Origin of the sequence: Bacillus sp. FSL R5-0397, from assembly GCF_038593395.1 — a bacterium.
Classification (GTDB): domain Bacteria; phylum Bacillota; class Bacilli; order Bacillales; family Bacillaceae; genus Bacillus; species Bacillus altitudinis.
The window spans coordinates 1,223,637-1,247,127 of the sequence record NZ_CP151992.1; the positions used below are offsets into that span (position 1 = coordinate 1,223,637).

Here is a 23,491-nt window from a genome sequence, read left to right on the forward strand (position 1 = left end):
CTACGAGATGTGCATGTCATATGTTTTGAAAACATGTGTTTTGTTTGGCAGATATAGGATGATAGAATGAAAAATTTTGAAATTTTAGAATAATCTATTGTATTCTGGTCAAGAAGTCGGTAAGGTCAAAGTAAGAATATGGAAGGGGTGTTGTTCATGAAACGCATTTCTCTAACTGTTTTGTCCATATGTCTGTTTGTTTTCTCGTTTTTCCTGCCGGTCAGCCAAGTCACTGCAAACGAAACTCATGGGAATAAAGTAGCTGTTGGCAAAGATGGTATGGTGGCTACTGCACATCCGCTTGCATCGGAGATTGGTGCTGACGTATTGAAAAAAGGTGGGAACGCAGTGGATGCTGCTGTTGCCATTCAGTACGCACTTAACGTAACAGAGCCAATGATGTCTGGAATTGGCGGCGGCGGATTTATGATGGTTTATGATGGGAAGACAAAGGAAACATCCATCATCAACAGCAGAGAGCGAGCACCACAGGGCGCAACACCTGACATGTTTTTAACAGATGATGGAAAAGTGATTCCGTTTGCTGAGCGATCTACACATGGAAATGCGGTAGGTGTTCCAGGGACTGTAAAAGGTCTTGAAGCTGCATTAGATAAGTGGGGTACTCGTTCTATGAAGGAATTGATTGAGCCCTCCATTCAACTTGCAGAAGATGGTTTTGAAATTGATTCTGTCTTGGCAAAAGCGATTGATGATCACCAAGGAAAATTGAAAAAAACGGCCGCAGCGCCAATTTTTCTTCCAAATGATCAGCCGCTCGAAGAAGGAGATCTGCTTGTCCAGCCAGGTCTTGCAAAAACATTTAAACTCATTGCGAAAAAAGGAAGCAAAGCATTTTATGAAGGAAAAGTAGCAAAGGCACTTGCAAATACAGTTCAAGATTTTGGCGGGACGATGACTTCAAAAGATATCAAACGTTATGAAGTCAAGACTGACAAGCCAATCTGGGGAGACTATAAAGGATATCAGCTTGCAAGCATGCCTCCACCAAGCTCAGGCGGGGTGTTTATGCTACAAATTCTCAAAATACTTGACCATTTTAACCTGTCTCAGTATGACCCCAAATCATTCGAAAAATATCAGCTGCTTGCTGAAACAATGCACCTCTCCTATGCTGACCGAGCCGCATATGCCGGCGACCCCGAATTCGTAGATGTTCCACTAAAAGGACTACTAGACGATGATTACATTTCAGAAAGAGCCTCTCTCATTCAATTAGATCAAATGAATCGCAGCCCGAAAGAAGGAGATCCTTGGGCATATGAGGATGAGAAAAATCCATCCCCAATTGTTCCTCAGCCAGAAGATAAAACCATTGGTGAGACGACCCATTTTACTGTTGCAGATCAGTGGGGAAATGTTGTGTCATTTACAACAACCATTGAACAATTATTTGGTACAGGGATACTTGTTCCAGAGTATGGATTTTTCTTAAATAATGAACTGACTGATTTTGATGCAAGACCTGGTGGGGCAAATGAAGTCCAGCCTAATAAACGTCCATTATCAAGTATGACTCCGACGATCATTTTTAAAGATGGAGAGCCAGTCATGACTGTTGGGTCTCCTGGTGGAACGACGATTATTGCTTCTGTTTCACAGACGATTCTCAATTTACTTGAATATGACATGGAGCTTCAGGATGCGGTAGAAGAGCCGAGAATCTACACAAACAGCTTAACTTCGTATCGTTATGAAGTAGGTGTCCCTCTAGATGTAAGAACAAAGTTAAATGATATGGGTCACCAGTTTGGCAGTTCCCCTATTGATATAGGGAATGTGCAAGCTTTACTGATTGATCGAAAAGCAGGGACATTCACTGGAGTAGCTGATTCAACGAGAAATGGAACTGCTGTTGGTGTCAATCTAAAGGTAGCTGCAGATCAATAGCATTTCCCGGGAAAAGAAGCGCCTCATCAAGAAGGCGTTTCTTTTTTCATTAAAATAAAAACACAGTTGACACCTGTGAATAGTTTGAATAATATATAGACTAACATCAATCATACATAGCTGATCGGACAACCGAAGGCTCTTGGCATTGACGTACAGGACTTTTTTGTACTTCAATCGCTGAGAGCCTTTTTTGCGTATAGAACTGAAAACGGCAAGGTTGGTGTCACTATTCAATGTGAAAGGGAGCGGATAACATGAAAAAATGGATATGGATTTCTATTGCGATGACACTTTTCATCATCACAAGTGCTGCATGCTCAAATGCGAATGAAGCCTCAAATCAAAAGGGAAAGATTGAGCTGTTGAATGTGTCATACGATCCTACCCGTGAATTGTATCAGGAATACAATCAAGCCTTTCAGACTTATTGGAAAGACAAAACCGGTGAAGATGTGACGATACAGCAGTCTCATGGAGGATCAGGTAAGCAGGGGAGATCAATTATCGATGGACTCGAAGCAGACGTGGCTACACTTGCTCTTGGGTACGACATTGATGCCATTGCAGATCGAGGGCTACTTTCAAAGGATTGGCAAAAAGAATTTCCGAATCAGTCCACACCTTATACGTCTACTATTGTGTTTCTTGTGAAGAAAGGAAACCCCAAAAATATTAAAGACTGGGATGACTTGATTCAGCCAGGTGTATCTATCATCACACCTAATCCAAAAACGTCAGGTGGTGCAAGATGGAATTATTTAGCCGCATGGGCATATGCCGATAAAACCTTTCATGGGGATGAAGAAAAAACGAAGGATTTTGTGAAAAAGTTATATGAGCATGTCGAGGTGCTCGATTCAGGTGCTCGTGGCGCCACAACAACTTTTGTCGAGCGCGGTCTTGGTGACGTGTTAATTGCTTGGGAAAATGAAGCCTATTTAACACTGCATGAATTAGGCAAAGACAAATTTGAGATTGTCAGTCCCTCCATTAGTATTTTAGCAGAGCCGCCCGTTGCTGTTGTCGACCAAAATGTGAAACGAAAAGGAACAGAGAAAGTGGCAAAGGCTTATTTAGATTATTTGTATTCTAAAAAAGGACAGGAAATTGCGGCGAAAAACTATTATCGCCCAAGAAATCAAGAAGTGCTAAACAAATATAAAGATCAATTTAAAGAGATTGATATGGTGACCATTGATCAGGCATTTGGCGGATGGCGAAAGGCGCAGAAAAGATTTTTTGATGATGGCGGATTATTTGATCAAATATATAGCGGACAAAAATAGGGGGCGACGTGATGAAGAAAGGCTATGCTGCCGCCAATAAAAGAAAACGTGTATTGCCTGGATTCGGGCTGAGTCTCGGAGTGACACTTGTTTATGTCAGTGCGATTGTCGTGATTCCTTTATCTATGGTATTTATTTGGACGGCTTCATTAGGAGCAGAAGGAATTTGGAATGTCTTTAGTGATGCGCGGGTGCTAAAGTCGTTGCAGCTTACGGTTACGACTTCTTTTGCAGCTGCACTCATCAATGCAGGTTTCGGTGTACTGATCGCATGGGTTCTCACGCGGTACTCGTTTCCAGGAAAGAACATCCTGGATGCCCTCATTGATTTGCCGTTTGCTCTTCCAACGGCAGTGGCTGGCATCGCTTTGACGACTCTTTATTCTCCGAATGGGTGGATTGGGCAATTTTTGCATGTGAAGGTGGCATACACCCCGCTCGGTATTATTTTGGCACTGATTTTTATTGGCGTTCCATTTGTCATAAGAACGGTTCAACCGGTCATTGAGGGGCTTGAGCAGGAAGTGGAAGAGGCCGCAGCTATACTTGGTGCTACAAGAAAACAGACCTTTTTTCATGTACTGCTGCCTGCCTTGTTTCCAGCGGTGCTGACTGGATTTTCTCTTGCATTTGCAAGAGCACTCGGTGAATATGGCTCCGTTGTGTTTATAGCGGGAAATATTCCGTTTAAAACAGAGATTACACCACTGATGATCATGTCTAAGCTTGAGCAGTATGATTATCAAGGTGCCGCAGCCATTGCCTGTTTCATGCTGCTCTTATCATTTGTCATTTTGTTATTGATTCACGGATTGCAGTGGTTTGTCGAGCGGAAAAAACAAGTGGAAGTGAGGTGAGATGATTGGAAAGGGAGCTTATTAAAGAGCACCGCATCAAGTACAGGAGTCCTGTGACGGAATCAAAAGCGGTGAAGAGTATGTTGATTGGTGTGGTGTATGCTTTTTTGATTTTGTTTTTACTCATGCCGTTGATTGCTGTGTTTTCAAAGGCTTTTGAGAAAGGATGGAGTTCTTATCTTCTTGCCATCTCACATCCAGACACGCTTGCGGCAATTAAATTGACTGTTTTCATTGTGATGATCACATTGCCGCTTCAAATGATTTTTGGGGTCAGTGCTGCTTGGCTCATCACAAAATTTCATTTCCCGGGAAAACGTTTGTTAACGACTGTCATTGATCTTCCGTTTGCGGTGTCACCTGTCATTGCAGGACTTGTATTTGTACTTTTATTTGGTTCAAATGGACTTTTAGGACCGTGGCTTTTAGCAAATGGATGGAAAGTGATTTACTCTGTACCGGGGATGATTCTTGCGACCATCTTTGTGACATTTCCTTTTGTTGCGAGAGAGTTAATTCCATTTATGCAAAATGAAGGCATTCATGAGGAAGAAGCATCGCTTACGCTTGGTGCCAGTGGATGGCAGACCTTTTTCCTTGTGACACTTCCAAATATAAAATGGGCCCTTTTTTACGGCGCCATTTTAGCAGGGGCTAGGGCAATTGGTGAATTTGGTGCAGTGTCGGTTGTATCCGGTCATATCCGCGGAATGACGAATACGATGCCGCTTCATATAGAAATTCTATACAACGAGTATCAATTCCAAGCGGCTTTTGCCGTGGCCTCTCTCATGGCGTTTGTTGCGGTCATCACATTAATCATCAAGCAGATCATTCAGCAGAGAGATCATAGGCTTGGCAAGCGTTCAAAATAAATGGAGGGATCAGCCTTGGGGATTACAGTGAAACAAATATCAAAGCAATTTGGGCAGACGAAGGTTTTGCAAAACGTGGATTTGACGATCGGAAATGGGGAATTGATTTCCTTACTTGGACCGTCTGGGTCAGGTAAGACGACTTTATTAAGAATTATTGCAGGGCTTGATGATGCGAATACTGGACAGATCTTATTTGGAGAACAGGATTATACTTACATTCCAGTGCGAAAACGGCAAATTGGTTTTGTCTTTCAGCAATATGCGCTTTTTCGAAATATGACGGTATTTGATAATGTGGCTTATGGATTGAAGATGAAACCTAGAGGAGAAAGGCTGCCTAAAAAAGACATCAAAGAGCGCGTGCATGAGTTGCTGAAAGTCGTTCAATTAACGCAGTATGAACATCGTTATCCAGAGCAGCTGTCAGGTGGACAAAAGCAGCGTGTAGCACTTGCACGTGCTCTTGCCGTCAAACCGAAAGCTCTTCTCTTAGATGAACCTTTTGGTGCACTAGATTCAAAGGTGAGAAAAGACTTAAGACATTGGCTGAAAAAAGTTCATCAAGAATTTCAAATGACGACCATCTTTGTGACGCATGATCAAGAAGAAGCGTTTGATATCGCTGATCGTGTTGTGGTGATGAATGAGGGAAGAATCGAAAAAATCGGCACAAAAAAAGAAATGACAGAGCAGACAGACAACCTTTTTGTATCTGAGTTTTTAGATATAGGAAGCCATATTTAACAAGAAATTGATGTGATGTAATGAAAGAGATGCGGCAAAAAGCTGCATCTTTTTTTATAAAAATTTTCCTAGGAACATTGACTTATAATTTCGAATATTATAATATCTTTACAAAGGTAACAGTATTGAACATTTTACAAAACATCTATATGTAAGCGCTTTATAAAAGGTTCTATTTTAAAATGTTCATTCTATTTGTTACATGTGTTCATATTTATACCAAATGAAAGGGGTGGTTGTTTGAACAGCTTGTTTGAGTTAGATCAACAGCTGATTGAGCTGCAGTACGAAGCATCTTCAAGTGAGGAGGTGACTGCCTATTTAGCAGAAAGGTTAGAAACTGGAGGGTATATTAAATCGAGCTTTTTACCAGCAGTGCTTGAAAGAGAAAAAACATATCCGACCGGTCTTCCTCTTGCGACCTTTGGGGTAGCCATTCCCCATACAGATCCTGAACATGTAAACAAACCGGCGATCAGTGTAGCGACATTAAAGGAACCTGTTATTTTTCATAAGATGGGAAGCCCTCATGAGACAGTTCAAGCCAAAATTGTGTTCGTTCTGGCAATCTCTGAACCTAGTAAACAGCTCGTGATGTTAGAGAAACTGATGACGCTTTTTAGAAAAGAAGAAGTAATGACAAGTTTATCTCACATGACATCGTATGAAGAAGCCGTTGATGTACTTCAAAAAGAATTAAACCAATAGCTATTCACGACATAATGTAAGCGCTTTATTTAAAATCAGGAGGTGGATGTATGATCAAGCAAGCCGTCGATTTCATCTTAGACTTAGGGCCAACAATTATGCTCCCAATTATTATGACGTTATTCGGTATGATTTTAAGGCAAGGATTTAAAAAATCCTTCCGTGCAGGTATTACCATCGGAATTGGATTTGTCGGGGTCAATCTTGTCATTAATTTACTTGTAAGCGGTCTTGGACCAGCAGCCAAAGCCATGGTCAATTCCCTTGGATTAAAGCTTGATATTTTAGATGTCGGCTGGCCGATTGGAGCCGCCATTTCATTTGGTACACCTGTAGCCCCTTTGATGATTCCTCTTGTGCTCTTGTTAAATGTCATTTTGCTGTCTGTTAACTTTACGAAAACATTGAATGTGGATATTTGGAATTTCTGGCATTTGATTTTCGCTGCTTCTGTTACTTACTACGCTTATCATAATATGTTCTTAGCTCTTGCCGTTGGTTTAATCGTTTCTGCGATTACACTAAAACTCGCCGATTGGACGGCACCGACGATTGAACACCATTTCGGATTAAAAGGCGTATCGATGGCTCATGCTGAAACGGTCAACTTCGCTCCGCTCATGTATGCGTCAAACCGCGTGATTGATAAAATCCCTGGTCTAAACAAAATTCATGCGGATCCAGAAACTTTGAAAAAACGTTTTGGCATCTTTGGTGAACCGCTTGTGATGGGTCTTATACTTGGTATCATTATTGGTCTTCTTGGGGGCTATGATGCAAAAGGTGTCATGACCCTTGGAATTCAAATGGCTGCAGTGCTTGTGTTAATGCCAAGAATGGTTGCTTTATTAATGGAAGGACTTATTCCAATCTCTGAGGGTGCTCGTTCTTATATTCAAAAGCGTTTCCCTGGAAAAAATGTCTATATTGGTTTGGATACAGCGATTGTCATTGGTCATCCAGCGAATATGGCTGTAGCCCTTTTGATGGTGCCAATCACCATTTTGCTCGCTGTCGTTCTTCCTTACAATGGTATGCTGCCGTTTGCAGACTTATCGGTTCTGCCATTTACAGTAGTATGGGCAGTAGCAGCCGCTCGTGGGAATATTATTCGCGGCCTCATTAACAGTATTTTTACCTTAATGATTGTCTTCTTCATTGCAACGAACCTTGCACCACTCGCCACAACAATGGGGAAAGCAGTTGGTTTCGACTTCCCAGAAGGGGCAAATATGATCTCTGGTATCGATCTTGGTTCACACGTCATTCCTTGGATCATGGTGAGACTTCTTGATCCGAGCAATCCTTACTTCATTGCAGCGATTGTCTGTGCACTGGCATATGCGCTTCTTTGGTACTGGGTGCGAAATGATATTAAAAAGCAGTATGCAAAAGAAATGGGCTTAGATCAGAAAGATCAATAAACGACCTGGAGGGATTCTCATGGCAAAAAAAATATTAGTATCTTGCGGAACGGCAGTTGCAACGTCAACGGTTGTGGCAAAAAAGGTAGAAGAGACATTAAAGGAAAAAGGATACGATGTCATCGTTGAACAGTGTAAGGCATCTGAGGTTCCGCAGAAAGCGGAGGGTGCTGATTTAATTGTGACGACAACGCCTGTTAGTGATACAAAAGGAACGCCTGTGATTCAAACGTTATCTTTTTTAACGGGATTTGGCATTGAAGATGATATTGAAAAAATTATCGATCATATTAAGTGAACGATGATTGCGTGGAGGAGCTGCGAAAGCTCCTTCCATGTCATTTGAAAGGGGGAGCTCTCATGCAGCAGCATGCTTATAGCCGAACGTCTGCCATGTTTTCTATTTTCCTTCCGGCCTTGTTAATATGTGTGTTTTTTCTCTGGTCTCTTTATACGTTGATGTCGGCAGGACCTGAGCCATTAGCTGTGTTAGGTGTCTATACGCTGCCTATCCTTATGCTTTCTAGCATCACTGGCCTGAATCAGCCAACGAATATCATGATTAGTGAAGATGAGCTGAAAATAGGTGCTTTTGGCAGGTGGCACACATATGCCGTGTCCGATATTAAAGGAAAATTGTTTTTAAAACCATATCCTCATATCGGGAAAGTATATGTCAGAGTGGGACCTGCGCGAATATTTGGCGGACGCTACTGGATTTCAAGTGAGATGAGTGAGTACAAGCAGCTCGTTCAATCCTTGCAGAGTCTTGCGACATGTGATGAAAAGGAGGATGCGGCTAAATGAAATCAGCTGTCTTTTATTCTTCAGAGGACATTCGTTACGAGGAGCGGAAGCGGCCAGCCATTGGTGATGATGAAGTGTTATTAAAAATGCGTGCCTGCGGGTTATGCGGGACGGATATTTATAAAGCGACACATGAGACGGTATCTCCTGGCACAGTGCTAGGGCATGAAATCGCTGGTGACATTATCGAAACAGGCCGTCACGTCACACATGTTCAAACGGGAGACAGGGTGTATGTAGCGCATCATGTCCCTTGTTTTACTTGTGACTTTTGTCAAAGAGGATTTTATACAATGTGCCCGCAATTTGCAGCCACAAATGTAGAGCCGGGCGGTTTTTCAGAATATATTCGTGTTCCTGCTTTACATGTTAAGCATACAATGGGCAAGCTCCCACATGACGTCTCATATGAACAAGGAGCGATGGTCGAGCCGGTTGCTTGCTGTCTTCACGGCTTTGAAAGGGCGCCCGTTCATCCTGGAGATTCGGTCTTGATTCTTGGAGCGGGGCAAATTGGCTGCATTCAATTACAGCTTGCCAAATATTATTTGGCTGGAAAAGTGATGATCACAGACGTAAATGAGAACAGGCTCCTTCAAGCAAGAAATCTTGGGGCGGACGTCGCTTTTCATCCAGCATCTGAGCCAGTAGAAAACCGCGTCATGAAAGAAACAGATGGAAAGGGAGCCGACCTTGTCATTATTTCTGTGGGTAGTAGTGCGCTTTTAAAAGAAGCATTTCAAGCTGTCGCAAGAGGCGGAACGATTTTGGTCTTTGCTCACTTTCCGAAAGGGGATGTCTCCATTCCAGCAGAACGTTTTTTCCATGATGAAGTGAAAGTAGTCGGAGCTTATTCCTCGCATCCATACCATTATCGTGAAGCGCTGGAGCTCTTAAAAGCGAAAGTCGTTCATACAGAAAAAATGGTGACGCATCGATATCCATTAAGTCAGCTTCGTCAGGCGATAGAATGCGCTAGGCATCCAGAAGGTGAAAGCGTCAAAATCATGATGTATCCAGATGAATGAGAATGTACGAGATGGAGAGAAAGAGAAGGTCTTTGGAAAAGGGCTTTGCCTTTCTCTTTTTTTCTGAAAAAAGATGAAAACGCTTAAAAAATAAACGGAAATGCTTGACTTCAATGAGAGTTAAACGTATGATAATTACAAATGTAACACATAAGAACAAATGTAAAGGGGAGAGAAGAAATGCAAAAACAAATCACTTTGCCTGAACAGATTAGTCATGAGAAATTAGCAGATTTATATAAACAAATGTGGTTAGTAAGATATTTTGATGAAAAGGTCGATCAATTCTTTGCTAAAGGATTAATCCATGGAACGACCCATTTATGTGTTGGACAGGAAGCATCGGCTGTTGGATCTATTGCTGTGTTAAAGGATGAAGATAAGATTGTCAGTACACACCGCGGACATGGTCACTGTATTGCAAAAGGTGCAGAGGTCAATAAAATGATGGCTGAACTGTTCGGACGTGAAACAGGTTACTGCAAAGGAAAAGGCGGTTCCATGCATATTGCCGACTTAGAAAAAGGAAACCTTGGGGCAAATGGAATTGTTGGCGGCGGTATTCCGCTTGCAACAGGTGCGGCGCTCACGTCCAAGATGAAAAAGGAAGGCTTTGTGGTCCTTTGTTTCTTCGGAGACGGCGCCACAAATGAAGGCAGCTTCCATGAAGCGCTGAATCTTGCTTCCATTTGGGATTTACCTGTTGTGTTTATTTGTGAAAACAACCAATACGGCATGTCTGGTCCTGTGAAAGAAATGATCAACATTGAAGACATCTCAACAAGAGCAGAAAGCTACGGAATGCCAGGGAAAACAGTTGATGGAAATGACATGGTTGAGATTATGAATACAGTTGATGAAGCGGTCAGCCGTGCAAGAGCTGGAGAAGGGCCATCACTCATTGAAATGAAAACGTATCGCTGGAAGGGTCACTCAAAGAGTGATGCGAAAAAATACCGTACACGTGAAGAAGAGACAGAATGGAGACAAAAAGACGGAATTAAACGCTTTAAGTCACTCTTAATGGAGCTAGATGTTCTGACAGAAGAGCAGGCTGCTCGTTTACAAGAAGAAGCGAAGCAAGAGATCGAGGCATCTGTTGAATTTGCGAAAAATAGTAAAGAACCATCAATTGACACACTATTAGAGGATGTATACGCCTAATTAGGAGGGGAATCACGTGACAAACACGACAGTGAGAGAGATTTCATATTTAGAAGCCGTTCGAGAAGCAATGAGTCAGGAAATGAGAAAAAATCAAGATGTCTTCATTTTAGGTGAAGATATCGGCGTATACGGTGGCGCATTTGGTGTCACGCGCGGGATGATCGAGGAATTCGGTCCAGAACGCGTCCGCAATACGCCGATTTCAGAGGCTGCCATCGCAGGAGGCGCAGTCGGAGCGGCTTTGACAGGGATGCGTCCGATTTTAGAACTACAATTCTCTGACTTTATTACAATTGCAATGGATCAGCTTGTAAACCAAGCAGCGAAAACACGTTACATGTTTGGCGGAAAAGGGAAAGTGCCGCTTGTTGTCAGAACACCAGCAGGTTCCGGGACAGGTGCCGCAGCGCAGCACTCCCAAAGCTTAGAAGCGTGGATGGCTCATATTCCTGGACTAAAGGTGGTTCAGCCTTCAACAGCTTATGATGCAAAAGGACTTTTAAAAGCAGCAATGGATGATGACAACCCTGTCATTTTCTATGAACACAAGCTTTTATATAAAACAATTGGTGAAGTACCAGAAGAGCAGTACTCGATTCCTTTAGGGAAAGCGGATGTGAAGAGAAGCGGAAAGGACGTCACAATTGTCGCAACAGCCATTATGGTGCACAAAGCGCTCGAAGCAGCGAAGGAACTAGAAGCGGAAGGAATCGATGTCGAGATCATTGATCCGAGAACGCTCGTCCCATTAGATGAAGAAACCATTATTGAATCTGTGAAAAAAACAGGCAAATGTATCGTTGTGCATGAGGCAGTGAAACGAGGCGGCTACGGCGGAGAGATTGCCAGTATGATAGCGGAAAGTGAAGCCTTCGACTATTTAGATGCGCCTATTAAACGACTTGGTGGTCTTGCCGTCCCAATACCGTACAACCCAACGCTGGAAAAAGCAGTCATTCCACAAGTGCCAGATATTATTGAAGCAGCAAAAGAGCTCGTGCGCTCTTAAGTAAAGGGGAGAAGATCATGCCAAAAGAGATATTTATGCCGAAGCTAAGCAGTACGATGGAGATCGGTACCTTGCTTCAATGGTTTAAAGAAGAAGGAGATTCGGTTGAAATCGGTGAGCCTCTATTTGAGATTATGACAGACAAAATCAATATCGAGGTTGAAGCCTATGATGATGGCGTTTTTCTAAAGAAATATTACGAAGCAGATGATCAGATTCCAGTTAATGCTGTCATTGGATATATCGGAGAGGCTAATGAGCAGGTGCCGAGCGAGCCGCCAGCGCAGTCAGATGAAGCATCTTCTGAAGACAGCGGAACGTCATCACCATCTGAACCATCTGTTTCGACTGAAGCTGAACCAGCGGTGGGTGAGAAAGTACGCGCAACTCCTGCAGCGAGAAAAACGGCAAAAGATCACCAAGTAGCCATTCACGAAGTATCTGGTACAGGACCAAAAGGCAGAATTCAAAAACGGGATGTCGAAGCGGCCCTTCACACGAACGAGGAAGGCCAGCGCGTATCACCACTTGCAGGAAAAGTGGCTGCTCGTGAAGGGATCGACTTAGCGAATGTTGCTGGTTCTGGCGCTCACGGCAAAATCATGAAGAGTGATGTGACAGCAGCAGGCGCACAAAAGGCAGAGGCTGCTCCAGTGAGAACACAAAAACTAGCCGGGATGAGAAAAGTGATCGCAGATCGCATGTCACAAAGTGCCTTTACAGCGCCGCACGTCACATTAACAAGTGAAATTGATATGACAAAAGCAAAAGAAGTGCGCAAACAGCTGCTCCCAGCGATTGAAAAAGAGACAGGCTACAGATTGTCGTTTACAGAAATCATCATCCATGCGGTCAGCAGTGTCCTCACGCGCCATCCGCAAATCAATATGACGTTTGAACAAAATGAGCTCCATTTCCATGAGGATGTGCACATTGGTCTTGCGGTTGCTGTGAAAGACGGCTTAATGGTTCCGGTCATCTCTCATGCAAATCAAAAAGGGCTGAAACAGCTCACAAAAGAAGCAAAAGAAATTGGTCGAAATGCACGCGATCAAAAGCTACTGCCAGACCAGTTGAAGGGGTCTACATTTACCATTAGTAACTTAGGGATGTATGCCATTGACACGTTTACCCCAATTATTAATCAGCCGGAAGTGGCGATTTTAGGCGTTGGACGCATTCAAGAAAAACCTGTAGTGATCGATGGAGAAATTCAGGTGCGGCCAATGATGGGCGTCAGTTTATCATTTGATCATCGAGTGGTAGATGGTGCACCAGCAGCAGCCTTTTTAACAGACCTTAAAAAAGTGCTTGAACAACCATTTGAATTGCTAATGTAGGAGATGAATCGGATGACAAAAACGTATGATCTGACAGTCATTGGCGGAGGGCCTGGCGGATACACTGCCGCCCTTCAAGCCGCTGAACGTGGACACAAAGTTGCATTGATTGAAGAGGATTTTCTAGGGGGGACTTGTTTAAATCGAGGCTGTATCCCTTCAAAGACACTGCTCAAACATGCAGAAGTCATTGAATCCATTGAGAAAGCAAAAAGCTGGGGAATCGAAACAGGTGAGATGGTTCTTTCCTTCGATAAAATGAGAAAACGTAAAGATGATGTCATCGAAAAACTCAGGGGCGGAATCGCCTTTTTATTAAAGCAAGGAAAGATTGATGTATATAACGGCAGAGGCACAGCTGTGACAAAAAATCGCATTGACATTGAAAAACAAGATGGATCAGAAACGATTGAAACAAAAGAGCTGATCATTGCCACTGGCTCATCACCTGCTATTCCGCCTATTCCAGGGCTCAAAGAGATTCAATTTGACACAAGTGATACGATCTTTGACATCCCAGATATTCCTGCATCTGTCGTCATTATTGGCGGGGGTGTAATTGGTCTTGAGCTGGCATGCATCTTCCAGAGTCTCCAATCAAAAGTCACCATTATAGAAGCCGCTCCGTCGATTATTCCGCAGGAAGATGAAGAAGCGTCGAAATTACTAGAAAAAGAATTGAAGAAAAAAGGCATCCATATCGCAAAGAAAACGACGGTGACAGAGGTAACAGAAAGTGAAGGAGTCAAAGCGATTCATGCGACAGACGATAAAGGAGAGACGCACATCTTTACGGCTGAAAGACTGCTAGTTTGCGTCGGAAGAAGACCAAATGTCTCTGCTGTCAGTCAGCTTGATCTTCAGCTGGATGGTCCTTTTATTAAAGTAAACGACGAGATGAAGACAAGTGTTGAAGGTGTATATGCAATTGGAGATGTAGCCGGCGGCTATCAGCTCGCTCATGCGGCGATGGCAGAGGCAGCCGTTGCGGTCAGCAATATATGCGGCGAGCCTGAAAAAATGAATCACGACATCGTTCCTAGATGTATTTATACATTGCCAGAAGTAGCGAGTGTGGGACTGACAGAGAAAGAGGCAAAAGCCAAAGGGCTAAACGTGCGGGCAGAGCGATTTGATTTAGCTGCAAGCGGGAAAGCGTTGGCAGCAGGTGTTCAAACCGGTTTTATTAAACTCGTGTACGATACCGTATATGGTGAAGTCATTGGCGCTACAATGGTTGGTCCGCATGTAACGGAGATGATATCAGAGGCTTCCTCATTTATGTATTTAGAAGGAACAGCGGAAGAGATGGCCAAAATGATTCACCCGCATCCAACCATCTCAGAAGGCTTTTATGAAGCAGCTCTTGATATTGTGAGTAAGCTGAGAAAATAAATGCCAAACAAGGGATAGGGAGGAGATCCGTGTGCACGTCCAGCTTCATCAGAAAGTGGCACTTGTGACAGATAGCACAGATGGATTTGGAGAAGCCATCTGCCTAGCTTTGGCCCAGGCAGGTGCACATGTTTTCATACACGCTTTTCGTGATGAATCAAAAGCAAAGTCGATAAGCGAAGACATTGAAAAATTAGGCGGCCAATCGACTGTTGTCATCAATCCGCTTGAGACACCGCGTGATGCTACGCTTATGCTAAGACAAGTCATCGATACATGCGGCAAGCTTGATATTTTAGTCAATCAAGCCGAGCAAAAAGCAGATGAGGAGATTGATGACGTAAGTCCTGAGATATGGGTCGATGAAGTGGAAAGATCCGTAAATACAGTCTTTCTTTCCAGTCAAGCCGCTGTGTGGCATATGGTGGATCAGAAGCAGGGCTGCATCATTAATATTTCCTCATCAGGCAGCATAACAGGTGATGGCGGGATCTCACATGCTACATCAAATAGTATGTTGAATGCCATGACAAAAGGATTAGCGCGCGAATTTAAAGACAAAGGCATCCGGGTATTGGCACTACTTCCGCCGCCTCTCCATTTGCTTCCTGACAAAGAGCAAATCAAGGAGACGGTGGCTCATATGACGGTTTTCTTAAGTACGTCGTACGGTGCATTTACAGATGGAGCAGCGATTATGCTCGATGGGGGTGAGAGCGCTGGCTAATCAACAAAAACCAGTTCTCATCGTAGGTGGCGCCCAAGGCATCGGCAAAGAAATTGCTCAGCGTTTTTTAAAAGAAGGGCATCGTGTAGCTGTGTCAGATATAGATGAACAGGGACTTTCGCTTTTAAAACAACAGCATCCTCAGCTGCTGACGTTCCAAGCTGACGTTTCATCGTGGGAAAGTGTTCAGCAAATGGCGTCAGCAGCTGAAAAAGAGCTGGGTGGCATTGGGCATCTTGTCTATTCAGCAGGAATGACGAAATCCCTTCCTTTTTTAGAGGTTGATTTTTCACTTTGGAAAAAGACACTGGCTGTGAATCTATATGGTCTTTTCTACTGCATCAAAGCATTAGCACCCTATCTATGTGAGCGGAAAGAAGGCAGCGTTGTCATTATTGGATCAGGATCTGCGATAACAGGCTCTGGCGGCGGCATCCAGTATTACGCGTCAAAAGCCGGGGCATTTGGTCTCATGCGTTCGCTTGTAAAGGAATTGGGTTCCCATCACGTCCGCATCAATGTCATTGCACCGCGCGTCATTGAATCTCAGATGCTTGATACGCTCTATCCGACTGAGCTTGAGAAAAGTCAGCTTCGATCACTTATTCCTATCGGGAGATTAGGAAAACCAGAAGATATTGCTGGAGTCACTTTATTTCTCGCAAGTGACGAGGGAAGCTATTTGCACGGACAGATACTCTTATTAGATGGCGGGAGAACGTATCAGCCTAAATATAGCGAGGGAAAAAGAGCGGAGAGTTAATCGCTCTTTTTTTATTTTCATAACAATTGTTCCAATTAGAAACGAATGTTTGGTATACTGGTAATCATAGTATATTAAAAGGATGATGTCACATGCTGAATTGGGAAGAAAGACGACAGCTCGTCAAGGTTGCTCATCTTTATTATACAGACGGGTGGACGCAGCAGGAGATTGCAAAAAAGCTCAATGTCTCAAGACCAGTCATTTCAAAGCTCTTACAAAAAGCAAAAGATGTGGGAATCGTTGAAGTGTACATTAAAGACGAAAGTATTCATACAGTGGAACTTGAAAAGCAGCTGGAAACGACCTTTCAATTAACGGATGCTGTCGTTGTCCCAAGTGTCGGGACAATGTCTGAGATGGTCAAACGGGCAGTCGGTCAAGCGGGCGCCTATTATCTGTCTAAAAACATGAAAGGCGCTGAGAAAATCGGTATTTCATGGGGAACCACACTTGCCGAGCTAGTGAAGGAATATCCATTTGAGCGAAGAAACGATGTCAAAGTCATTCCTTTAGAGGGCGGAATGGGCAGGCAGGCGGTCGACATTCACGCGAATCAGCTGGCATATGAGCTGGCAAAGAAGTTGAATGGTACGTGCTCCTATTTATATGCACCTGCGATTTTAGAAACAGAAGAATTAAAAGAGCGGCTGATGGCGATGCAGGACATAGAAGCTGTGCTTGAAGAAGGCAGAAATGTTGATATTGCCCTGATCGGTATTGGGAATCCGCATAAAGGCTCTACATTGAAAACAGTCGGTTATTTAAAAGAAGAGGATTTGTCTGGTTTAAGGCAATCAGGAGCTGTTGGTGATATTGGTTTTCGTTTCTTTGACGGGGAAGGGAAACCAGTCCAAGATGAGCTGAACCAAAAGGTGATTGGATTATCGTTAGAACAATTAAAGAGCGTGAAAAAAGTCATCGCAGTTGTGGAAGGAACCCATAAGGCTGAAAGTATTTTAGGAGCCTTAAACGGTGGCTTTATTCAGGTGCTCGTCACCGATGAATTGACTGCGGCAGCTATTTTAAAGGAAGCATCTGTCCAATAAACAGCTGACAGCCATCGTATTGTATAAAAAGAGCAACATCAAACGAGAAAGGAGCTGTGTATCTTGAAGAAAACCGAAATGGAAGCAAACCTACACTGTACTCGGTGCCAAGAAGAGACCCTCCACAGCATCGTTTATGTGAATGATCAGATGAAAAGCGTTGAGTGTACAGAGTGTCATCAGAAGATCAGTGTGCAAGTCGACATCATGAAGGAATTTTACAAAGAAGTATATGAAAAAATTGCCACAAAGCCGAAGCGGATGACGCAGGAGTATAAGGCGAATCTGAATGGATTCATTTCAAGACTCCCCATCCGGGTTTTAAGTAAGCCATACCGGCTGATGAGATATTTAAACGAATCTTATAAGGTCATTAAGCAATATAAAAAATAAAGCAGAGGCTGTCTTAGCGCTCTGCTTTATTTTGTGTTTTTTTCATGTAGTAATAAATCGGCAGTCCAGCAATGCCGATCAGCATGGAGATCAGGCAGCTTTGCCAATCGGTGATCATGGTGCTGATTAAGACAAAGAAAGAGCCGATAATCGCAATGATCGGTGTGAGCGGGTAAAGTGGTACGCTATAAGCGCGCTTCATTCCCCTGTTTTGTTTTCTTAGCTTAAAGACAGCGAAAAAGGCCATCACATAAAAGATGTAAATCATGAAAATCGAAACTTCTGACAGCTTCTCGGGATTACTGACGATCATAAACACAATGGCAATCAAAATCTGTACAAATACAGCGATCCAAGGTGTTTGAAAAGTAGGATGAATGCGTGAAATGGCTTTGGCAAACGGAATTTGTTTTCGTTCTGCCATCGCAAAAATGACACGCGGGAACGAAAGAACCTTTCCATTCAAACAGCCAAAGATACTAATGATGATTCCGATACTAATAATTTTACCGCCAATTGGACCAAAGAGCATTGTAGCAGCTGTGCTTGTTGCATTTTCACCTAGTTGAACGATTTGATCAGCTGGTAACACATGCAAAAGGGCGATGTTAATAAAGAGATAACATGCTGTGACAATTAAAATACCGCCTGCCATCGCACGAGGAAGCAGTTTCTCTGGATTTTTCATTTCACCGCCAAGCGCTGCAAGCAAAATCCAGCCATCATAGGCGAATAACGTCGCCAAAATTGCTGCACCGAAGTTCATTTGTGCGATACTCTCATTGACGGCTGTGAAAATATGTTCATTTCCTTTCCATAAGCCAAACACAATAATTGCTGCAATTGGAACAAGCTTTCCGATCGTGGTCAGTCCTTGGACAAAACCACCGTATTTCGTTCCCATGATGTTGATCACACATAAAAAAAGAACGGTGATAATGCCAATCGTTGTAGCCCATAAAGAAGAAAGAGAAAATAAATTAGCTAATAATGAACCAAAATAAAGACCAAGAGCACCAATAATCGCTGGCCCGTAAATAATAATTTGCACCCAGCCACATAAGTAGCCCCAAAATTCACCGTATATTTCTTCAAGATAGGCATATAAACCGCCAGTACGTGGGATTTGTGTACCAATTTCAGCGACTGTGAGTCCGCCTGCAAGGGTTAAGATCCCGCCTAACAGCCATGCGAATAAGGCGATGCCTGAGCTTCCTGAATAAGAAAGGACGTTGCCAGGCTTCATAAAAACGCCAGATCCAATAATTGTTCCGATGACAAGAGATAGGGCAAAAAATAAGCCGATGTCTTGTTTTAACGCTGGTTGTTCTTTGTTCATTACACACGACCTCCTGCATCACTTTCGTACGTTACTGTGACATGTATTTTGTTCATTGTAATACGATTTTAGGAAAACAAGAATTAAAAAAATTTTCTGATTTTCGTATTTGTATTTAAAAGTGTTCATTTATTGGAGATATTAGGATGAATGTTATCTTAAAAGCGAACAATAGAAGATTATTTTTGATTTAATGTTAATTTAATAGGCGAAAGCCGAACGTCCAATAAAGATGCAGCCGAATGGTTGACTTTTCTTCTAAAATGACCTATTTTATTCATAAGGATATTATCTTGAATTCGAGATATTTTATAATAGGAGTGAACACAATGAAAATAAATGGGATTCACCACGTATCAGCACTAACAGCAAATGCTCAGAAAAACGTTGATTTCTACCGCCAAATCCTTGGCTTAAAACTGGTGAAAAAAACAGTCAATCAAGATGATCCATCGATGTATCATCTATTTTATGGAGATGAGGTCGCCTCACCTGGTACAGAGCTGACGTTTTTTGAAATACCGATGCTCGCCCGCCGGTTGGACGGAACAAATGCGATCTCACGCACAGGTTTGATTGTCACTTCAGAAGAGGCACTCACCTTTTGGGAAAAGCGCTTTGAAGAAAAAGGTGTAAAGAAAGAAACAGCTTCTTTAAGAGGCGGCAGACCTGCTTTGAAATTTACAGATCCAGAAGGACAGCAGCTGTTTTTGACTGTAGAACCAAGCGTGCAAGATGGAGCGAAGCCGCCAGTGCATGATGAGATTCCTGCTGATTTTGCGATCAGAGGTTTGGGACCAGTAGAATTAACAGTCGCAGAAGCAGATAAAACGATCAGTGTGTTAACGAGCATCCTTGGTTTCACAGAAAAAGCACGTGAACAATCAAATGATGGGGAAATCGTGACGATTTTTGAATCAGGACAGGGCGGAGCTGGAACAGAGATTCATGTCATTGAAAAAGCAGAAGGACCTGCTGAGCGATCTGGCAGAGGGAGTGTTCATCACGTAGCCTTTCGTGTAGCGGACGCAGAAGAGCTTGAAAAATGGCATGATAAAATAGCCAAAGCCGGTTTCACCAACTCTGGTGTTGTAGAACGTTTTTATTTTAAAGCCCTATATTTTAGAGAGCCAAACGGCATTTTGTTTGAAATCTCAACAGACGGTCCGGGATTTACAGTGGATGAAAGCGTGGATGAACTTGGTGATCAATTAGCACTTCCGCCATTTTTAGAGCACAAACGAGCAGAAATTGAACAAAGATTGGTCCCAATCAAGTGAACATGAAAAAAGCAGCTCAATTTTTATGAGCTGCTTTTTTCGTTAAGAACTGACTTGCTTTGATTCAGATTGTGTTAATGTCACTTGTTTTGTTTCTTCTTTTCCATTACGAACGAGTGTGATGCTGATGGTATCTCCTACTTTTGCATTCGTGTAAAGCTCGTGGCGTAATTCACTGCCGGTTGTCACTTTTTTGCCATTGATGGCGGTGATGACATCCTCTGCCTTTAATCCAGCTTTTGCAGCAGGTGAGCCAGCAGCGATTTCTTTTACGTACACGCCTTTATCCAGCTGACTGCTTGTCAGTCCAAGCGTTTCCTTCTGATAAGCATCTGGTACTTGTTCGAGATCCAGCATGCTGATACCGATATAAGGTCGTTCGATTTTTCCTTTTGTGAGAAGCTGCTCTGCAATTGGTTTGACATCATTGATTGGGAGCGCAAACCCGATACCTTCCACACCTGTTTCAGAAATTTTCATACTGGTGATCCCCACAACCTTTCCGTCTGTTGTTAAAAGCGGTCCGCCGCTGTTACCGGGGTTAATGGCGGCATCTGTTTGAATGACATTAATACTGCTTTCGCCAGCTGATGTATCCATAGAAACTGTTCGATCGACACCGCTGACAATTCCTTGTGTCACTGTTCTTGATAAATCTTCACCAAGCGGGTTTCCGATTGCGATGACGGTTTCTCCCGCACGAAGGGATGAGGAGTCTCCGAGTTCAGCGACTTTTGTAACGCCGCTGCTGCTAATTTCCACGACAGCAAGATCGGTCAGCGGGTCAGAACCGACCACTTTTCCTGCTACCGTCTTGCCATTATGCAAGGAGACTGTTAATTTATTTGCTCCTTCAATCACATGGTTGTTTGTTAATACATAGGCTTTACTGCCGGATTTTTTGAAAATAACCCCTGATCCGGTACCGCTTTCTTGTTCTTGACTGCTGCTGTTTTGATTTTGCTGTGATCCATCAAAAGGTGTGTTCATATCGCCAAAATCTGTGGTTGTTTGACTTTGTGTTTGATAGTTTGTAATGCCGACGATGGCTGGTGATACGTTTTCGACCATACTGGAAATACTGCTGGTCGAATTCGATGTTTGTGACGCTGTTGTTTTTGACGAATTTGTACTTGTATCATTTGTCGATACAGCGGCTGTTTTCGTTGACGAATCAGTTGAACTATTTTCTGAATGCTGAGCATATGGAGTTAGAACGTAAACACCTAACGCTAACGTACCTCCTACAATCCCGCTGACAAATGGCTTCAGCCAGCCACTTGGCTTCTTCTGCTTTTGTTTCGGCTGTTCAATGGTTTGTAATTCATAAGAAGTGTGTTTTTCATCTTTGTGATGTGTCATCAAGATCACTCTCTTTCATCGATTTTTACATGTATGTGTGTAAGGTGATTGACCGTATGTGGTGGATACTGACTTTATCGTAAGAAAAAAGTGTGGGATAAAAATGAAAACATTGTGGGAAATTGTTAAAATAAGTAGTGAATCTAAGCAAAATAGAGGAGATTAAACTGTGGAGACTATTGGAATCATTGGATATGGAAGCATGGCAGATATGATGGTACAAAAATGGCTGGACAAAGGAGTACTTCATGCCAGTCAATTTATGATCCATACAAGAAGTGAAACGGAGCGGCTGCAACAGCTGAAAGAGAAGAACCAGCATGTCAACATTTGCTCTTTAGATGACATCTCTGCATCATGTGATGTCGTGTTTGTTTGTGTACCACCGCTTGCTGTACTTGACGTATTAGATCAGCTGAGCCCCGCAAAGACATCTCTTCATATCGTATCAGTGGCAGCGGCTGTCACGTTAGACAAATTAATGCAACATACGAATCAGCCGGTGTCTAGATACATTCCCACTTTGACATCAGCTGTAGGGACAGGTGTATCCCTTGTGGCGCATGGTGAAACCGCTGGGCAGGAGGCACAAGAACGACTCCACCGCCTGCTTTCAGCTTTTAGTATCGTCAGGGAAGTGGAAGAGGACCGGTTTGATGCGGCGAGTAATTTGACAAGCTCTTCTCCGGGCTTTATTGCAGCAATCTTTGAAGAAATGGCGAGATCCGCTGTTCGGAATAGTGAGCTTTCTTTAGACGAAGCCTATGAATTTTTAACATATGCGCTGCTCGGTACAGGACAAATTCTTGTTGAACAGGAACTGACATTTGCTGAAACGGTGAACAGGGTCGCAACAAAAGGCGGGATTACAGGAGAAGGCGCTGCAGTCATCCAGCAGCAGGCACCGCAAATGTTCGATGACTTGTTTACACAAACGATGAAAAAATATGCGCAGCTAAAATCGCAAATCGATGAAGCAGACAAACACCACTAAAGACATAGCTAGTGGTGTTTTTTCTGTAAAATAAATCCTTTCGCATCAATTCTTTTGACCTGTATTACCTGAGTCTAATTTCCTTATTTTCAGACATTGTATTGAAAAATCAATCAAGTTCTCATATAATTTTTTAGAAAATTTAGAAAAATATACACAAATTTTAAGTTTAATTAAAGGGGGATGGGGATGAAGCTCTATGTATCAGTCGATATGGAGGGAATTACTGGTCTAGCTGATCATACATTTGTTGATAGCCGCCAGCACAATTATGAGCGCGGGAGAAAAATCATGACAGGTGAAGTGAACGCCTGTGTAGAAGCTCTTCTTACACATGGGGCGACCGAGATTTTAGTGAATGATAGCCATTCTAAAATGAATAATCTGTTGATTGAAGATTTGCATGAGGAAGCATCTCTCATATCAGGGGATGTAAAGCCTTATTCAATGGTTCAAGGATTAGATCAAACGTATGATGCCGCTGTTTTTTTAGGCTACCATGCGAGGGCATCAATGAAAGGTGTGATGTCTCACAGTATGATCTTTGGTGTCAGACATTTTTACATAAATGATCATCCAGTTGGTGAAATGGGCTTTAATGCGTATGTCGCAGGCTATTATGGTGTTCCAGTCATTCTTGTATGCGGAGACGATCAAGCGGCACTTGAAGCCGAAAAGTTAATGCCTGGCGTGAAAACAGTGGCGGTAAAAGAAACCATTTCAAGATCTGCTGTGAAATGCTTAACACCAGCGAAAGTGAGCACCCTCATCTCTCAGCAAGTGGAAGCTGCCATGAAACAAATTCATCAAATGAAGCCGCTCACGCCTCCTGAGCAGCCAGTGCTGAAAATCGAGTTTGCCAATTATGGACAAGCCGAATGGGCGAATTTAATGCCAGGTACGGCCATCATCGAAGGGACAACAACGGTGACGTACCAAGCAGAGAATATATTAGAAGCCTACCAAGCGATGCTTGTCATGACAGAGCTTGCCGCACGTACAACATTTTGTTAAGTGAGGGGGAGAC

23 protein-coding genes are annotated in these 23,491 nt (G+C 43.0%); 21 read left to right on the forward strand and 2 right to left on the reverse strand.

Annotated elements, in window-relative coordinates; all coding sequences use genetic code 11:
• Positions 1 to 156 precede the first annotated feature (156 nt).
• The 18 genes from ggt to NSQ70_RS06230 all read left to right on the forward strand — a co-directional run bounded on the left by ggt (position 157) and on the right by NSQ70_RS06230 (position 17,489).
• Positions 157 to 1,911 carry a gamma-glutamyltransferase gene (ggt, locus tag NSQ70_RS06145; RefSeq protein WP_017359155.1) on the forward strand — a complete coding sequence of 585 codons (1,755 nt, stop codon included), beginning with the start codon at positions 157 to 159 and terminating at the stop codon, positions 1,909 to 1,911.
• Between the two features lie 257 nt (positions 1,912 to 2,168).
• Positions 2,169 to 3,200, forward strand: coding sequence for a sulfate ABC transporter substrate-binding protein (locus tag NSQ70_RS06150; protein ID WP_058337450.1), 1,032 nt, complete (start codon positions 2,169 to 2,171; stop codon positions 3,198 to 3,200).
• Positions 3,201 to 3,211: 11 nt separating this feature from the next.
• On the forward strand, positions 3,212 to 4,057 hold the full coding sequence (cysT, locus tag NSQ70_RS06155) for a sulfate ABC transporter permease subunit CysT (RefSeq protein WP_024719596.1): 846 nt from the start codon (positions 3,212 to 3,214) through the stop codon (positions 4,055 to 4,057).
• Positions 4,058 to 4,062: 5 nt separating this feature from the next.
• On the forward strand, positions 4,063 to 4,932 hold the full coding sequence (gene cysW / locus NSQ70_RS06160) for a sulfate ABC transporter permease subunit CysW (protein WP_047945595.1): 870 nt from the start codon (positions 4,063 to 4,065) through the stop codon (positions 4,930 to 4,932).
• Positions 4,933 to 4,947: 15 nt separating this feature from the next.
• A complete protein-coding gene (gene cysA, locus NSQ70_RS06165; protein WP_061418762.1) occupies positions 4,948 to 5,679 on the forward strand; it encodes a sulfate ABC transporter ATP-binding protein in 732 nt (243 codons plus the stop codon).
• 240 nt (positions 5,680 to 5,919) lie between these two features.
• Positions 5,920 to 6,387: a PTS sugar transporter subunit IIA gene (locus NSQ70_RS06170; RefSeq protein WP_008346265.1), complete on the forward strand. Its 468-nt coding sequence runs from the start codon at positions 5,920 to 5,922 to the stop codon at positions 6,385 to 6,387.
• A 50-nt stretch (positions 6,388 to 6,437) separates the two neighbouring features.
• Positions 6,438 to 7,811: a PTS transporter subunit IIC gene (locus NSQ70_RS06175; protein ID WP_007498866.1), complete on the forward strand. Its 1,374-nt coding sequence runs from the start codon at positions 6,438 to 6,440 to the stop codon at positions 7,809 to 7,811.
• 19 nt (positions 7,812 to 7,830) lie between these two features.
• Entirely contained in the window at positions 7,831 to 8,109 is a 279-nt protein-coding gene (locus tag NSQ70_RS06180; protein WP_017367077.1) for a PTS sugar transporter subunit IIB, read from the forward strand.
• Between the two features lie 62 nt (positions 8,110 to 8,171).
• On the forward strand, positions 8,172 to 8,618 hold the full coding sequence (locus NSQ70_RS06185; RefSeq protein WP_008346260.1) for a hypothetical protein: 447 nt from the start codon (positions 8,172 to 8,174) through the stop codon (positions 8,616 to 8,618).
• Entirely contained in the window at positions 8,615 to 9,646 is a 1,032-nt protein-coding gene (locus NSQ70_RS06190; RefSeq protein ID WP_256689194.1) for an alcohol dehydrogenase catalytic domain-containing protein, read from the forward strand. Before NSQ70_RS06185 ends, NSQ70_RS06190 begins: the two co-directional genes overlap by 4 nt.
• Before the next feature lie 180 nt (positions 9,647 to 9,826).
• Positions 9,827 to 10,810 (forward strand): pyruvate dehydrogenase (acetyl-transferring) E1 component subunit alpha, encoded by a 984-nt coding sequence (gene pdhA / locus NSQ70_RS06195; protein ID WP_008346257.1) that lies wholly within the window; start codon positions 9,827 to 9,829, stop codon positions 10,808 to 10,810.
• 31 nt (positions 10,811 to 10,841) lie between these two features.
• A complete protein-coding gene (locus tag NSQ70_RS06200) occupies positions 10,842 to 11,822 on the forward strand; it encodes an alpha-ketoacid dehydrogenase subunit beta (protein WP_026050078.1) in 981 nt (326 codons plus the stop codon).
• A gap of 17 nt (positions 11,823 to 11,839) precedes the next feature.
• Complete coding sequence (locus NSQ70_RS06205; RefSeq protein WP_041507419.1) at positions 11,840 to 13,162, forward strand: dihydrolipoamide acetyltransferase family protein; 1,323 nt, start codon at positions 11,840 to 11,842, stop codon at positions 13,160 to 13,162.
• A 12-nt stretch (positions 13,163 to 13,174) separates the two neighbouring features.
• Positions 13,175 to 14,557 carry a dihydrolipoyl dehydrogenase gene (gene lpdA, locus NSQ70_RS06210; RefSeq protein ID WP_096881316.1) on the forward strand — a complete coding sequence of 461 codons (1,383 nt, stop codon included), beginning with the start codon at positions 13,175 to 13,177 and terminating at the stop codon, positions 14,555 to 14,557.
• 31 nt (positions 14,558 to 14,588) lie between these two features.
• Positions 14,589 to 15,284: an SDR family NAD(P)-dependent oxidoreductase gene (locus NSQ70_RS06215; protein ID WP_024719603.1), complete on the forward strand. Its 696-nt coding sequence runs from the start codon at positions 14,589 to 14,591 to the stop codon at positions 15,282 to 15,284.
• Entirely contained in the window at positions 15,262 to 16,047 is a 786-nt protein-coding gene (locus NSQ70_RS06220) for an SDR family oxidoreductase (RefSeq protein ID WP_072367659.1), read from the forward strand. Before NSQ70_RS06215 ends, NSQ70_RS06220 begins: the two co-directional genes overlap by 23 nt.
• 92 nt (positions 16,048 to 16,139) lie before the next feature.
• The gene (locus NSQ70_RS06225) at positions 16,140 to 17,096 is read left to right on the forward strand and encodes a sugar-binding transcriptional regulator (protein WP_256689195.1); all 957 of its coding nucleotides are present in this window, start codon (positions 16,140 to 16,142) and stop codon (positions 17,094 to 17,096) included.
• A 63-nt stretch (positions 17,097 to 17,159) separates the two neighbouring features.
• Positions 17,160 to 17,489, forward strand: a complete 330-nt coding sequence (locus NSQ70_RS06230) for a hypothetical protein (protein ID WP_008358910.1) — start codon at positions 17,160 to 17,162, stop codon at positions 17,487 to 17,489.
• A 13-nt stretch (positions 17,490 to 17,502) separates the two neighbouring features.
• Here NSQ70_RS06230 and NSQ70_RS06235 read toward each other — a convergent pair whose 3' ends face one another.
• On the reverse strand, positions 17,503 to 18,828 hold the full coding sequence (locus NSQ70_RS06235) for an amino acid permease (protein WP_024719606.1): 1,326 nt from the start codon (positions 18,826 to 18,828) through the stop codon (positions 17,503 to 17,505).
• 329 nt (positions 18,829 to 19,157) lie between these two features.
• On the opposite strand from NSQ70_RS06235, the gene NSQ70_RS06240 reads away from it, so the two are divergent.
• Positions 19,158 to 20,108, forward strand: a complete 951-nt coding sequence (locus NSQ70_RS06240; RefSeq protein ID WP_025207212.1) for a ring-cleaving dioxygenase — start codon at positions 19,158 to 19,160, stop codon at positions 20,106 to 20,108.
• Between the two features lie 42 nt (positions 20,109 to 20,150).
• Here NSQ70_RS06240 and NSQ70_RS06245 read toward each other — a convergent pair whose 3' ends face one another.
• On the reverse strand, positions 20,151 to 21,470 hold the full coding sequence (locus NSQ70_RS06245; protein ID WP_058337440.1) for a trypsin-like peptidase domain-containing protein: 1,320 nt from the start codon (positions 21,468 to 21,470) through the stop codon (positions 20,151 to 20,153).
• A 169-nt stretch (positions 21,471 to 21,639) separates the two neighbouring features.
• Between NSQ70_RS06245 and proG the strand changes: the two genes are divergently transcribed.
• Positions 21,640 to 22,464, forward strand: coding sequence for a pyrroline-5-carboxylate reductase ProG (gene proG, locus NSQ70_RS06250; protein WP_058337439.1), 825 nt, complete (start codon positions 21,640 to 21,642; stop codon positions 22,462 to 22,464).
• Between the two features lie 189 nt (positions 22,465 to 22,653).
• Positions 22,654 to 23,478 carry a M55 family metallopeptidase gene (locus NSQ70_RS06255; RefSeq protein WP_039168738.1) on the forward strand — a complete coding sequence of 275 codons (825 nt, stop codon included), beginning with the start codon at positions 22,654 to 22,656 and terminating at the stop codon, positions 23,476 to 23,478.
• Positions 23,479 to 23,491: the final 13 nt, after the last annotated feature.